Raw genomic sequence first — 13,021 nt, 5'->3', positions numbered from 1 at the left:
ATGTGTTCGTTTATACAGTACTGTTTTTCCGTACAGTATTTGGAGGTGTTATGAACACAGGCCTAAAAACTATCGACAATTTAATCCATTCCTTTGGTGTTCGCACCGAGGAAGGGGCAGATAAATCTCAATCACTTACCACATTCTGTGGTGGTGATTTTCGGGTTAACACGGTGAAAATGCCGTTTTGCATTATGCAGAAGATTTTGCAGACACCACAAGAAAAGCAGTTACGTTTATTGCAGTGGTTTTTACCTCACAAACAAGCCCGGCTAGCGAGTTTTCTCATTGATGAATCCGGTTCTGTGATCGAGCAGGTTTATTTCCAGCGTGATGCCAAGCATGTTGAGGCTTGCCGCCGAATTCAAAAAATGGTCACCCGAACCTACCGACAAATAGCTGCTACGCCAAGCGTATTAGCGGCGTAATTTCCCCGCTACCTGGCCTTCGACCCAACGGGGCGGGTAGCTTTTTTCCCTTTATTTCAGGGCATTCCGTGCAAGATTGCTTTTCAGAAGCTATACCTTAGTTGATATGGCAAAAATGCACCGGAGGCACCGTTGAATTTACTCGTCGTCGAACCCGATGAGATACAGGCAGAAATACATCAGTTGTCATTGTCGGATATCTTCACCGTTGATATAGCAAACTCCTTTGCTCAGGCTAAATCTATGCTTGAGCAAAAAAGTTATTTGATTGTGGTGAGTGAATGGGAAATTGGCGGTGAGGTGGCAGCCTGCCTGGTACCCGAGAAATCCGATCCAGATACCATCACCACGCCTGCTGTTGTCGTTGTCAGTCACATTAAAGACGAAGAAGTCATGGTAGACGCGTACAAACAGGGGGCGGCTTACTATTTTACTAAGCCATACAACGTTGTTCCGCTTCATGAAACCCTGGTGGCCATTCAAAGTCAGTCTGAAACGCTAAAACGATTAAAGCTGAGTAACGAACAAACAGAACTCGCTTCCCGGCAAGCCGTTAATCAGGCTGCACTTTATAGTATGGGAATGGGGTTATTATCACATCTCAATGAAGCTGAGGATGTCAGCGATATTGCGCGCATTACCTTGTCGGCCTTGAAAGAGCGGGGCATTTACGCTTGCCTGGAGTTCCGTCATCAAAACCGGCCATTGTATTTTGATAATCGTGCTGAAGGTTGCGACGAAACCACAGTAAAAGTATTTACCACGCTGCGCAAACAAGGCCCGGTGTTTTGCTTCGGTGAGCGGGTGATGTTTAATGCGGAGCATGTTTCATTGCTTGTTAAGCAGGTGGCATCTGCAGAGCTTGTCAGTCAGAGTTTGCTTATTGATTTGGGCACCAAATTGCTTCCCGCGTTGAATATGTGTTTTCTGGCCTGGATGCAGGAGCATGCTCTTAAAGAATCGAACCATGACATTGTGCAAATGAAAAATCATCTACACGATGCCTTTCTTTCAAGCCGGGCCGGAAGTCTTGCATTGAGCGAAGCTGTTGCAAGCAAAGTGTTTGAAAATCCATCGTTCAGTGAATTAAAGCCCAACCTAAGAAAAGATCTGGTAGAGATTGTTCAGCAGGAACTTAAAACCAGTAATACGGAAGACGCTTTTATCAATCTCGAATCCCTTGCTGCAGGAATTATTGGCAGAATGGAAACCCGGCTACGGGCATTCTCCATCCACCCACGTGATTTCGGACACACCGAAATAGACGATGAACTTAGTGGGTTAGAGTATTTTTAAACATAAAAAAAAGGGTGACACAATGTCACCCTTTCCGTTTTTGTATCTGTTTTAAATTACAGTACAGAAATCAGTGCTTTTGCCAGGGTATCAACGTTGTTTTGGTTAATACCTGCAACGTTAATTCGGCTTGAATCCACAAAGTAAACCGCGTGCTTCGCACGAATCTCACGCACTTGCTCTGGGGTAATACACAAGTAAGAGAACATCCCTTTCTGCGTATTTAAGAAGCTGAAGTCTTTATCTGCACCATTTTCGGTAAGTTTATCTACCAGCATCGTGCGCAGTGAAGACATACGGTTGCGCATTTCATTTACTTCTGTCATCCACTCGTTTTTCAGTGCCGTGTCAGCCAGAATGATATCGACCAGAGCGCCGCCCCAGCTTGGTGGCATAGAGTAGATTGCACGGGCTACAGACTGAATTTGTCCTTGCGCAATTTTACGGGTTGCTGAGTCGTTAGTCACGATAGCAGCCAAACCTGTACGCTCGCGGTACAGACCAAAATTCTTTGAGCACGATGCAGCAATGATAACTTCTGGCAGGTTTTCAGCCAGCAAACGAATACCGTAAGCATCTTCTTCCAGGCCGTCACCAAAACCAAGGTAGGCAACGTCGATAAATGGCAGGAAACCACGTTCTTGAGCCAGAACCAGGATTTCGTCCCACTGTGCGTTAGTTAAGTCAGCACCCGTTGGGTTGTGGCAGCAACCGTGAAGTAACACGATGTCGCCTTTGCCCGTTTGCTTCAGGGTTTCCATCATTGCGTCGAAATTGATACCCGCGGCTTCTTTATCGAAATACGGATAGGTTTTAATTTCGAGGCCAGCTGAACCAATCAGTGGAATATGGTTGGCCCACGTAGGGTCGCTCACCCAGCATTTCAGATTGTCGCCGCAACGTGCAAGTAGTTCAGAAAGAATGCGCAAAGAGCCACAACCACCTGGTGCCATTACAGCGGCTACACGGTCAGCCATCATCACTTTGCTGTTTTCGCCCAGCAACAGTTTCAGCATGCCGTCGATAAAACCTTGATGACCTTGTGGCGTGATATAGGTTTTAGTGGTTTCTCTTTCTAACAGAATATTCTGGGCCTTAGCCACAGAAGACATGATAGGAGTTTTGCCTTGCTCATCTTTATAAACGCCAACACCTAAATCAATCTTAGCCGGATTTGTATCTTCACGGAAAGAGGCGGATAAACCAAGAATTGGATCTGGGGATAGTTGGGGTAACACTTCAAACACGATAGTTCCTCACGTTGCGTGATAATTAAGCGAGGACGGCATTATGCCACTGCCCGCGCAAAATACGAGACTTAATAACAATTTTTATGCTGACAATTTGGAATAAAACATAATGTATAGACGAATATATTGAAATAGCACGGTTAATCACATGCTGTATTTTTACCTGTAAGCGTATACTTGCACTCATAGGCTGAATTGACACTGGGCGAAAGCTGCTGATTAAGTTAATATTCAGTCCCACTGGCATAGTCACTTGTGCTGTTTGCGTTCTGCCCCCGGACACTACTCATCATCTTCGAAGTGATTCTGCACAATCCAATACCATTCAAACGTGGAGTTTCAGCGTGAATAAACAGGGATTCACTACCCGTCAGGTCCATGCCGACCGTGTGCTTAACAAACCAGCTGATGGAACCGTACATACGGCGACCACCAATTCTGTACTTTATGCCTTCGATGATGCGCAGGGCATCATTGACGTGTTTCAGGGCAAAGTACTCGGCCACGTTTATTCTCGTTCGTCTTCGCCGTCAATTGCATCATTGCAAAATATTCTTAATGAGCTTGAGGGCGGTGTAGGGGCGGTGTGCTTTGCAACGGGTATGGCAGCCATCAGTGGGACGCTATTGTCTCTCTTAAAAGCCGGTGACCATATTATTATGAGTCAGTACCTGTTTGGTAATACCCGCTGTTTCGCCGACACCATGGCCGATTTAGGTATTCAGATTAGCTTTGCGGATGTGACATCAGTAGACGATGTAAAAGCGCTTTATCAACCGAATACCCGCGCCGTGTTTTCCGAAACGGTTGCGAACCCGGCAACACAGGTGGCCGATGTGCACGCCATCGGTCAATTCTGTAAAGAAAAGTCGCTGTTATTTATTCTTGATAACACCATGACACCGCCGCCGCTGTTTGATGCCAAAGCCGCCGGCGCCTCTATGGTGATTTCTTCGCTGACTAAATATGTTTCTGGTCACGGTAATGTCCTTGGCGGCGTAGTGGTCGACTTGGGTAATTACGACTGGACACAATTTCCAAATATCAAATCCAATTACCAGGTAGCAGATACCGCGCAATGGGGCTTGATGCAGGTGAAGAAGAAAGGGCTTCGCGACATGGGGGCGACTCTTGCGCCAGCGTCTGCTGTCACCATTGCTACAGGCCTGGAAACCTTGGCGTTACGCATGAGCAGAAACTGTGAAAACGCCATGAAGTTGGCGACTTTCCTGGATAATCACCCGTTAGTCGAGAAAGTGCATTATCCGGGTTTATCTGAGCATCCTCAGCACTTTGTGGCCCGCGAAATCATGCACGGTGGCTACGGTGCAATACTCAGCGTAGATTTAGTCGACCGTATCAGTCCACGCGATTTCATTAATGCCCTTGAGTTGGTGATTTGTGCAACGCACCTTGGCGACAATCGAACACTGGCGCTGCCCGTTGCCTCAACAATTTTTTATGAGAATGGACTGGAAGAACGCCAGAGGATGGGCATTTCCGAAGGCATGATTAGACTGTCTGTTGGTATTGAAGAGACCGATGATCTGGTTAATGACTTTAAACAGGCATTCAGCAAATTTTCTTAATAGAACGATTTGATTCAGTGGCGTGATAAAACAATCGCGCCTCACTGCTCAGATTTGTAAATATGTGGTTATTTTAGAAGCTATATTGCTACAACTCTGTTAAGCTGATTTCAGCAAGTAAGCGGATAGTCGTTTTTCTCGTTTGGCGTTTTGGCGAACTTCGATACCGGGTGATGTTTGATAGTCCGCTGCTTGCTTCACTTCTTTTAATTCTTATCTTTTATTTTCTATTTATTTCAACTGCTTAAAAAATAATTCTGCTCTAAATAAAAAATATTTCAAAATTTTTCTGAAAAAATTGAACTAAAGAATAATACCATTGACTAAATTAATGCAGTTAGCAATTAACGTTAAGGGAGAGCTTAACAGCTTATAACGTTACCGCTAAAGTGTGTTCCAAGTTGAGTGTGCTTGATTGCCCCGCAGATTCTGCGGGGCTTTTTTATGGGCGATGCAAAGAGAATTACATGGCCGCTTCGATATCGGCAACCAGTTCATCGTCGGAAGGTTTCACGCGACTGCCATAATGCTTAACAATTTTCCCGTTTTTATCTACCAGGTATTTATTGAAGTTCCAGCTTGGCTCTTCACCCGTTGCATTGGTTAACATGCGATAGAGTGGGTCCTGATCATCGCCGGTCACAATGGTAGGTTCAAACATGGGAAACTTCACACCGTAAGTCAATTCACATAATTCAGCGGTTTTTCCTTCATCATCGGCTTCTTGGTTAAAATCGTGCGAGGGGAATCCAAGGATCGCGAAATTTTGATCTTTATACTTATCATACATTGCTTCAAGACCTTCAAACTGTGGCGTGAAGCCACAATAACTTGCAGTGTTTACGATAAGTAACGCCTTGCCCTGGTATTCTTCACAGAGGTTGACGGTTTCCTGAGAGTTCAGTTTTCGCTTTACGAATTTAAGTACGGAGGGGCAGGAATCTGCAATCGCTGTCCCTGAAAGCATGGCGAGCGTGGCGAACAAAAGTGTTTTTTTCATAATATCCTCAATGATGTGAAGGAAGTGTCGCACAGTCTCAGCAAAGCGGAAACCGCTGTGGCGGTTGGGTTGACTAACCCGACATTACACCGTTAGGCTGGGATGATCTCACAAGTTAATTCGATGAATCCCGCTGTCGAACATGGCTTGTTGCGTATAATTAACCTGCTTATAAATAACATACTAAAGACAGATCTATAATGAAAAAAATGTTAAGCCTCGTAATTGCAGCTACTTTAGGTGGCTCGCTCTCTGGTTGTGCGTCTACGACTAGCGAAACACACCCTGTTGCAACTTCTACCTCTGTGCAATCGCCAGCACCTGCTGCAGTGGTAAATCCAATGGTTGAAGATACGCATTCTGACGGCACGATTACCCTCAAGAAAATCATGTCTGATCCGCAGTGGATGGGACGTTCACCCAGTCGTCCTGGATGGAACCTGGATGGCAGCAAACTGGTTTATGAACAGGAGCGTGAAAATAGCCATTTACGTGATGTGTATACGGCGTCTGTTAACAATCCTGCCAATGCTGAGCAAGTACCACTTTCAGAGCAGTATCTTTATCGTTTCGATGAGAAGACCACCAATGCTAACGGTACCGTAACCGCATTTCGTGTTGGCGATAGCTTGTTTGTGAAGCGCGACGGCCAACCGCTTGAACAGTTAGTACGTGGCGGCGAGTCACTGCGTGCGTTACGGTTTATGACCGATGGTCGACTGATGTTCTCAGCAGGTTCACATATCGTTGCTATTGATTTAGAGAGTGGTAAACGTGAACAGCTTCTGGAATGGAAGTTTGCTGATAAGCCCGAAGCAGTCAGTGCCCCGAACGATTACATCGCAGAAGAGCAGCTTTCGCTTATTCGTTATCTTGATAAAAAGCGCAAGCAACGTCAGGCTTCAGCAGACCGCACCGAAACCCTAAAGCAGGTCAGTCCGGCTTTTGTCGCAGAGCCTGTTTATTTTGACAAAGGTGACCGGTTGGTCACGGCATCGGTATCGCCAAATGGCCAATATGCCGTTGTAGTGACAACAAAGGATGTGCCGTATCGTGATGATACTGACATCATGCCGCACTACATTCAGGAAGATGCGCGCATCAAACCGGTTCGGGCCCGGGCACGGGTGGCCGATGTAAAGTCGGCTAATCACGATGCTTGGCTGGTGGACCTGAAAACCAATAAGAAAACGAAACTGTCTTTTGTAGGTCTGCCTGGCTATAACGATGATGTGCTGGCTGAAGTAAAAGCAGAGAATGCCAAAGCCAAAGGCGAGAACTACCAGGTAAATCGTTTGCCTCGCGACATTACCCTGATGAGCAGCTGGGATGCCAACAATCCGTCTGTGAGTTGGAGTAATGACGGCAACGGTTTAGCGCTGATGCTGGAAGCCTGGGATAACAAAGATCGATGGATTGTTACCGTCGATTTTAACAACGCAAAGCTGGTCACTCAGGAAAGGCTTCATGACGATGCTTGGGTCAACTACAGCCACAATAGAATGGGCTGGTTGAATCATTCTAATACCTTGTATTATCAGTCGGAAAAAGACGGTTATTCGCATCTATATGTTCAGCAGCCAGGCCAAACCGCACGCCAGTTAACCGCGGGTAAATTCGTTGTCGAAGACCTTACCTTGTCTGACAATGATAAGTATATTTATTACCGTGCTAACAAAAAGCACCCAGGGATCTACGAAATTTATCGCGTGAATGTAGAGACCGGTGCCAGTGAAGCACTTACCGAGCTAAACGGCATGACGGATTATGTGTTAAGTCCGGATCAACAAACATTGTTGTTAACCCACAGTAAGGTGAATCGTCCACCAGAGCTTTATATAAAGAAAGTGGGACAAACTGCAGCAGCGAAAAAAATCACCGATACTATCAGCGACGAGTTCTTGTCTATGCCTTGGGCAACGCCACAAGTGGTGGCCATTCCATCCAGCCATACTGACCAGCCCATTTACGCCCGCGTCTATTTGCCCAATGACGCTGCTTCAATGAGCGAAAATGCAGGCGCGAAAAATCGTGCCGTGGTGTTTAACCATGGTGCTGGTTATTTGCAAAATGCTCACCTTGGATGGTCGGTATATTTCCGCGAATTCATGTTTAACAGCATGCTTGTGCAGCAAGGCTATGTGGTGATGGACATGGATTACCGCTCCTCTAAAGGTTACGGCAGAGACTGGCGCACCGCGATTTACCGTCAAATGGGTAAACCCGAAGTAGAAGATCTTAACGATGGCGTTAATTGGCTGGTTGATAATGCCAACGTCGACCGCGAAAGAATTGGTACTTACGGTGGTTCCTATGGCGGGTTCCTGACTTTTATGTCTATGTTTACCGATCCCGATTTGTTTGCAGCCGGTGCAGCGTTACGTCCAGTAACTGACTGGGCTCACTATAACGCCCCGTATACTGCTAACATCCTCAATACGCCAGATGTCGATCCACTTGCATTTGAACGAAGCTCGCCCATCTACTTTGCTGAAGGTCTACAGAATCCATTGCTGATCATATCTCCTATGGTCGATGACAATGTGTTTTTCCAGGATTCTGTTCGTTTGGTACAGCGCCTTATCGAGCTGGAGAAGCAGAACTTTGAAACCGCGATTTATCCCGTAGAGCCTCATGGTTTTGTACAACCAAGTTCTTGGTTAGATGAATACCGTCGGATCTACAAATTGTTCGAGACCAATCTGTAATTCACCGCACCCAGGATAGCTGTTGTCGATGACAGCTATCCTCTTCACCTCTGTCATCTATACACCACCCCCTGTTCGCGTTAACGTAGTGTTGAAGGATAAAAACACTATAACGACAATAATTTAACGAACAGGTAACGAACATGAATCGTTTCAAGACCCTTCTATCTGCATTGATAGTCAGTACCACCACTACGACTGCGGTGCTTGCACAGGATAACCAACTCACCGCTGCTCAAAAAGCGCAGGGTTGGGTATCGTTGTTCGATGGAAAAAACCCTACGGCATGGCGTAATTACCAAAAGAGTGACATTCAGCCAGGTTGGGTAGTCGAAAACGGTGCACTTAAATTGGAAAAGGCCGGTGCAGGGGATCTCATCAGTAAGCAGGCATTTGGCGATTTCGACCTGTATATCGATTGGAAAATCAGTGAAGCCGGCAACAGCGGGATTTTCATTTTGGCCGATGAAAAAGGAAAAATGATTTATTCGCATGCGCCAGAAATTCAAATCCTCGATAACGAAAAAGCCCACGATAATAAAATCGATACTCATCTTTCAGGTTCTCTGTACGACATGGTGGCCGTACACCCATCTGCGTTAAAACCGGCTGGTGAGTGGAACACGGTGCGGATAAAACTGCAGGATAAGTTACTTCAAATTTGGCAAAACGATGTCATGACCACCAATGTGGTTATTGGCACCTCGACCTGGGATAACCTGGTAGCGGCGAGTAAATTTGCAGACTGGAACGGTTTTGCGACTAACGAAACGGGGCATCTAGGCCTGCAAGACCACGGCAATGTTGTGTGGTTTAAAAACATGCGTATTAAGGAGCTGTAATCATGGCGAATACAGATTTCCAGGTACTGGTTGTGGGGTCTGGTGCGGGTGGCGCTATGGCGGCTTACGAGCTCACGCGCCAGGGTATCAAGGTCTTAATGCTCGAGGCAGGTCGCGATTACAATCCCCGTGCTGAAACACCTATGTTCAATCGCAATGCCGATGCACCGCTATTGGGCTCGGGCAATAAAGATAAAGATTTTGGTTTCTACGATGCCACCGTAGACGGCGGCTGGTCTGTGCCAGATGAACCATACACGATGGATGAAAACACCGAGTTCATGTGGTGGCGTGCCAGAATGTTGGGTGGCAGAACAAATCACTGGGGCCGTTTTTCCCTGCGTTTTTCAGAGCATGATTTCAAGGGCAAAACCCGTGATGGTCATGGTGCTGATTGGCCTTTCGAATACCAGGATATTGCAAGCTGGTACGACAAAACAGAAACCCTGGTAGGGGTGTGTGGTGCCAACACAGGTCACGAGGATATGCCAGACTCAGCGCCGGGCGTACTGCAGCCTCCACCTAAAGCGCGAGTAACAGAATTACTGGTTGCGGCGGCTGCCGGTAAAGAAGGCATTCGCATGGCACCCATGCACCGTGCGGTGCTAACCCGTGCTCAGGATATACGGCAAAAGTGTCTTTACGCCACCTCTTGTGGGCGTGGTTGTTCAATTGGGGCGGCCTTTCAAACAACCACTTCACTTATTCCCTTAGCTAAAGCCACCGGAAACCTGACTGTCATCACCGACGCCATGGTGCGAGAAGTTCGCACTGATGACACTGGAAAAGTGATCGGCGTATCTTACGTGAATAAATCCAGTGGGGAAAATGTTGAGCTGGATGCCCCTGTGGTTATATTGGCTGCCAGTGCTTGTGAATCTGCTCGCATTATGTTGAATTCACGTTCTGATAAACACCCCGCCGGGCTGGCCAATTCAAGCGGTCAGATTGGACGAAACCTGATGGACTCAACAGGTGCCAATCTTGGCGCATATATTCCCGCGTTGCGTAATCGCCCTCGCTACAATGAAGATGGGCATACGTCTAACCACCTGTTTATTCCCTGGTGGGAACACGATGCTCAAGCGAAAGGTGAGCTTGATTTCCCACGTGGGTATCACTTTGAAATTGGGAGTGGCTTTCGCGAACCCGGCGCTTGGGTAGCCGGTGATTTTCAAGGCTATGGTGTGGAAGTGAAGGAAGAAGCCCGCGCGGCTTACGGTAGCTATATTGGCTTCGCCCTTCGCGGTGAAATGCTGCCCAACGACGATTGCTACATGGACATAGACGAAACCGTGACGGATAAATGGGGCATTCCGGTTGCACGCTTCCATTGGAAGTGGTCGGAAAATGAAATTAATCAGGTTCGGCATGGTTTGGAAACGGCGAAGAAAATTCTCACCAACATGGGCGCCGAGGTAGGCGCGTTGCCTGATCCCGAAGAGGCGATTTTGAAAGGGGGGCAAATCATTCACGAAGTGGGTACGACACGAATGGGTGACGATCCAACAAACTCAGTGACCAACCAGTGGGGGCAAACGTGGGATTGTGACAACTTGTTTGTCATGGATGCTGGCGTATTTGCATCGAATCCTCACAAGAACTGTACGTTGACCATTATGACACTGGCGATGCGGAACGCAGACTGGCTGGCTAAGCAAATCAAGCAGGGAGCAATGTAATGATGGGTGATAATGCAAACAAAAATCGACCCTACGCGCCTTCAATGACACGTCGCGATACATTGAAATGGATGGGCATCATGGCGGCGAGCGCGGCGTTACCAGGCCTCAACGCATGTTCATCAGGGGCAGGGCAAGTCAAGCAGGTTGGGGCAACTGCCGGACATTGGCCAGAGTTAGCGCTCAAACCAGTAACAGCACCGGGATATGGAAAAGATCCTGATCTTATTTCTCCTCCATCGCAAATTTGGCCGCGCACGCTTTCTGCTGATCAGTTAAACGTTGTGGCCATTTTGTCTGACTTAATTGTACCAGCAGAAGGGGAGTATCCCTCTGCCACACAAGTGAAAGTACCCGACGTGATTGATGAGTGGGTAAGTGCGCCTTACGCCTCTCAACAGCGCGACCGCGAGATGATTTTGCCGCTTTTAACCTGGCTAAATGATGAGGCGGTTATCAGAGGTGGCGTGTCATATAGCGCACTTGCACTTGAGCAACAACGCTTGATCTTAGATGATATAGCGACACTAAATGCGCAGACCCCAGCGGCGTTTGAACGCCCAGCTCGTTCATTTGCCCGCTTACGAGCACTCGTTCTTGCGGGGTACTTCAGTTCGCCTCAGGGCACAAAGGATATTGGTTATCAGGGCAATGTTGCCATTGCCGGTGATTATCCTGGCCCTAGCGATGAAGCCTTAGCGCATATTAATCAAGTGATTGATGAACTTGGATTGTCGGCTTATACCTGGACAGATCCCGCTTAACTCGTCATTAACGCGAACGGCGGGCGGGGATGATCATTAGCACAAAAATGATGATCCCCGCTATCGCCCCGTACAGATGCGCATCGACTGCCACTGTGGCATCTATCAGCGACGCCAGTTCGTCAGAACTCCCATAAACTTGTTCATAGCATACCTTTAAAAGCACACCTGCCAACAACAGAAAGCCCGACTTCATGCCGGCGCGAATGTCCATACAGGCGCCCCAGATAAACATGCCATGTAGGGCGCCGGACAAACCCGCATACCAAATTAAGCCAGGGGAGAAAAAGTAAATGCCCACGCTGGTGAGTACAGCGCACCACAAGAACACTTTCCAAAAGCGAATAATACGGTAGTGCTGACTATGAAGCAGGCTGAGCAGGAGTAAACCAGTGAGATTCAGCACCGTATGATAAAAGTTAGTGTGGACGATGTTCGCGGTGAGGAGACGCCAGGTTTCCATACCCTCGACAGCGTAGCGATCGTAAGCAAGCCATTGTCCTGAGAGGGGTTCGAATGCCTGTGCGAGCAGTGCAATCAACGCAAGAAGAACAGGACCACCATAGGCAGTAACGAATTGTTTGGATTTATCTGTCATGGAGTTTTGTAGTTTTTGTCATTAAGTCGCTATGATACAGAAAACTCACTACAAATTGCCTGAATTTTTAAGGGAGTGTACCCAATGCAATCCATTCTTTGTCATTTTGAAAACCACGTACTGACACTGATTTTTAATCGTGCAGATAAAAAGAATGCTCTGACAAGGGAAATGTATCAGCAACTCGCTGATGCACTTATCGCTGCAGAGGAAGATCCCGAAGTAAAAGTGATTTTACTGAAAGGTGAGGGAGACGGTTTTACGGCTGGTAACGATATAGCGGATTTTGCTCATCGTAATGAAGGCGATAATGTTGCTGAGGTGGTGGCTTTCATGAACGCCCTTTGCGCATGCTCTAATCCCATTGTAGCGCAAGTTCATGGCGTTGCTGTTGGCATTGGTACTACCTTATTGTTACATTGCGACCTGGTATACAGTGCGCCAGAAAGTGTTTTCTGCCTGCCTTTTATTAACCTCGGACTGGTTCCTGAATATGCATCAAGTTACATTCTGCCGCGCATCGCGGGCAAGCGTAAAGCCAGTGAATGGTTGATGCTTGGAGAAACGTTTGGGGCGCAGGAAGCCTGTGATTATGGTGTGGTGACGGGCATTGTGCCTGCAAACCAACTTGATGAGCACGTCAGTAACGTGTGTAAGAAGTTGGCGCAGAAGCCGTCGTTTGCATTGAAGCAAACCAAGCTACTTATGAACAACGAGCAAGATGCCATACAACAGCAGATCAGCACTGAATTAGATATTTTTCTCGAAGCACTTGGGTCTGAAGCGGCCAAAGAAGCCTTCGATGCATTCATCAATAAGCGTCCTGTGAACCGGGACAAGTTCAAATAAACCCAGAGGAAATCG

Annotated in this window: 11 protein-coding genes; 8 read left to right on the top strand and 3 right to left on the bottom strand. The window is 47.2% G+C overall.

From position 1 onward, the window contains the following. Positions 1–50: 50 nt before the first annotated feature. Entirely contained in the window at positions 51–428 is a 378-nt protein-coding gene (locus BFC18_RS21125) for a hypothetical protein (RefSeq protein ID WP_070127750.1), read from the top strand. 132 nt (positions 429–560) lie between these two features. Next, complete coding sequence (locus BFC18_RS21120; protein WP_139139064.1) at positions 561–1,724, top strand: DNA-binding transcriptional response regulator; 1,164 nt, start codon at positions 561–563, stop codon at positions 1,722–1,724. 56 nt (positions 1,725–1,780) lie between these two features. Here BFC18_RS21120 and BFC18_RS21115 read toward each other — a convergent pair whose 3' ends face one another. Continuing rightward, on the bottom strand, positions 1,781–2,971 hold the full coding sequence (locus BFC18_RS21115) for an amino acid aminotransferase (protein WP_070127748.1): 1,191 nt from the start codon (positions 2,969–2,971) through the stop codon (positions 1,781–1,783). A 347-nt stretch (positions 2,972–3,318) separates the two neighbouring features. Between BFC18_RS21115 and BFC18_RS21105 the strand changes: the two genes are divergently transcribed. Then, entirely contained in the window at positions 3,319–4,563 is a 1,245-nt protein-coding gene (locus BFC18_RS21105) for a cystathionine gamma-synthase family protein (protein WP_070127746.1), read from the top strand. Between the two features lie 463 nt (positions 4,564–5,026). On the opposite strand, the gene BFC18_RS21100 is transcribed toward BFC18_RS21105, so the two are convergent. Beyond that, on the bottom strand, positions 5,027–5,563 hold the full coding sequence (locus BFC18_RS21100) for a glutathione peroxidase (RefSeq protein ID WP_070127745.1): 537 nt from the start codon (positions 5,561–5,563) through the stop codon (positions 5,027–5,029). A gap of 200 nt (positions 5,564–5,763) precedes the next feature. Here BFC18_RS21100 and BFC18_RS21095 point away from each other — a divergent pair, with 200 nt between their 5' ends. The 4 genes from BFC18_RS21095 to BFC18_RS21080 all read left to right on the top strand — a co-directional run bounded on the left by BFC18_RS21095 (position 5,764) and on the right by BFC18_RS21080 (position 11,559). Next, positions 5,764–8,271, top strand: coding sequence for a prolyl oligopeptidase family serine peptidase (locus BFC18_RS21095; protein WP_070127744.1), 2,508 nt, complete (start codon positions 5,764–5,766; stop codon positions 8,269–8,271). A 143-nt stretch (positions 8,272–8,414) separates the two neighbouring features. Further along, positions 8,415–9,113, top strand: coding sequence for a 3-keto-disaccharide hydrolase (locus BFC18_RS21090; protein WP_070127743.1), 699 nt, complete (start codon positions 8,415–8,417; stop codon positions 9,111–9,113). A gap of 2 nt (positions 9,114–9,115) precedes the next feature. Continuing rightward, complete coding sequence (locus BFC18_RS21085; protein ID WP_070127742.1) at positions 9,116–10,795, top strand: GMC family oxidoreductase; 1,680 nt, start codon at positions 9,116–9,118, stop codon at positions 10,793–10,795. Next, the gene (locus tag BFC18_RS21080) at positions 10,795–11,559 is read left to right on the top strand and encodes a gluconate 2-dehydrogenase subunit 3 family protein (protein WP_070127741.1); all 765 of its coding nucleotides are present in this window, start codon (positions 10,795–10,797) and stop codon (positions 11,557–11,559) included. Before BFC18_RS21085 ends, BFC18_RS21080 begins: the two co-directional genes overlap by 1 nt. Before the next feature lie 7 nt (positions 11,560–11,566). Here the strand turns inward: BFC18_RS21080 and rrtA are convergent, their stop codons facing one another. After that, positions 11,567–12,157 carry a rhombosortase gene (gene rrtA, locus BFC18_RS21075; protein WP_070127740.1) on the bottom strand — a complete coding sequence of 197 codons (591 nt, stop codon included), beginning with the start codon at positions 12,155–12,157 and terminating at the stop codon, positions 11,567–11,569. A gap of 84 nt (positions 12,158–12,241) precedes the next feature. Between rrtA and BFC18_RS21070 the strand changes: the two genes are divergently transcribed. Beyond that, complete coding sequence (locus BFC18_RS21070) at positions 12,242–13,006, top strand: enoyl-CoA hydratase (protein WP_070127739.1); 765 nt, start codon at positions 12,242–12,244, stop codon at positions 13,004–13,006. Positions 13,007–13,021: the final 15 nt, after the last annotated feature.

It is taken from the genome of Alteromonas confluentis (assembly GCF_001757105.1).
In the GTDB taxonomy this organism is placed as follows: domain Bacteria; phylum Pseudomonadota; class Gammaproteobacteria; order Enterobacterales; family Alteromonadaceae; genus Alteromonas; species Alteromonas confluentis.
This window is presented reverse-complemented; position numbering and strand designations above follow the sequence as displayed.

Excerpts from the sequence above, each read along its gene's own strand:
- BFC18_RS21100 (WP_070127745.1), bottom strand. The coding sequence starts at position 5,563 with ATGAAAAAAACACTTTTGTTCGCCACGCTCGCCATGCTTTCAGGGACA.
- rrtA (WP_070127740.1), bottom strand. The coding sequence starts at position 12,157 with ATGACAGATAAATCCAAACAATTCGTTACTGCCTATGGTGGTCCTGTT.
- BFC18_RS21095 (WP_070127744.1), top strand. The coding sequence starts at position 5,764 with ATGAAAAAAATGTTAAGCCTCGTAATTGCAGCTACTTTAGGTGGCTCG.
- BFC18_RS21080 (WP_070127741.1), top strand. The coding sequence starts at position 10,795 with ATGATGGGTGATAATGCAAACAAAAATCGACCCTACGCGCCTTCAATG.
- BFC18_RS21090 (WP_070127743.1), top strand. The coding sequence starts at position 8,415 with ATGAATCGTTTCAAGACCCTTCTATCTGCATTGATAGTCAGTACCACC.
- BFC18_RS21085 (WP_070127742.1), top strand. The coding sequence starts at position 9,116 with ATGGCGAATACAGATTTCCAGGTACTGGTTGTGGGGTCTGGTGCGGGT.
- BFC18_RS21125 (WP_070127750.1), top strand. The coding sequence starts at position 51 with ATGAACACAGGCCTAAAAACTATCGACAATTTAATCCATTCCTTTGGT.
- BFC18_RS21070 (WP_070127739.1), top strand. The coding sequence starts at position 12,242 with ATGCAATCCATTCTTTGTCATTTTGAAAACCACGTACTGACACTGATT.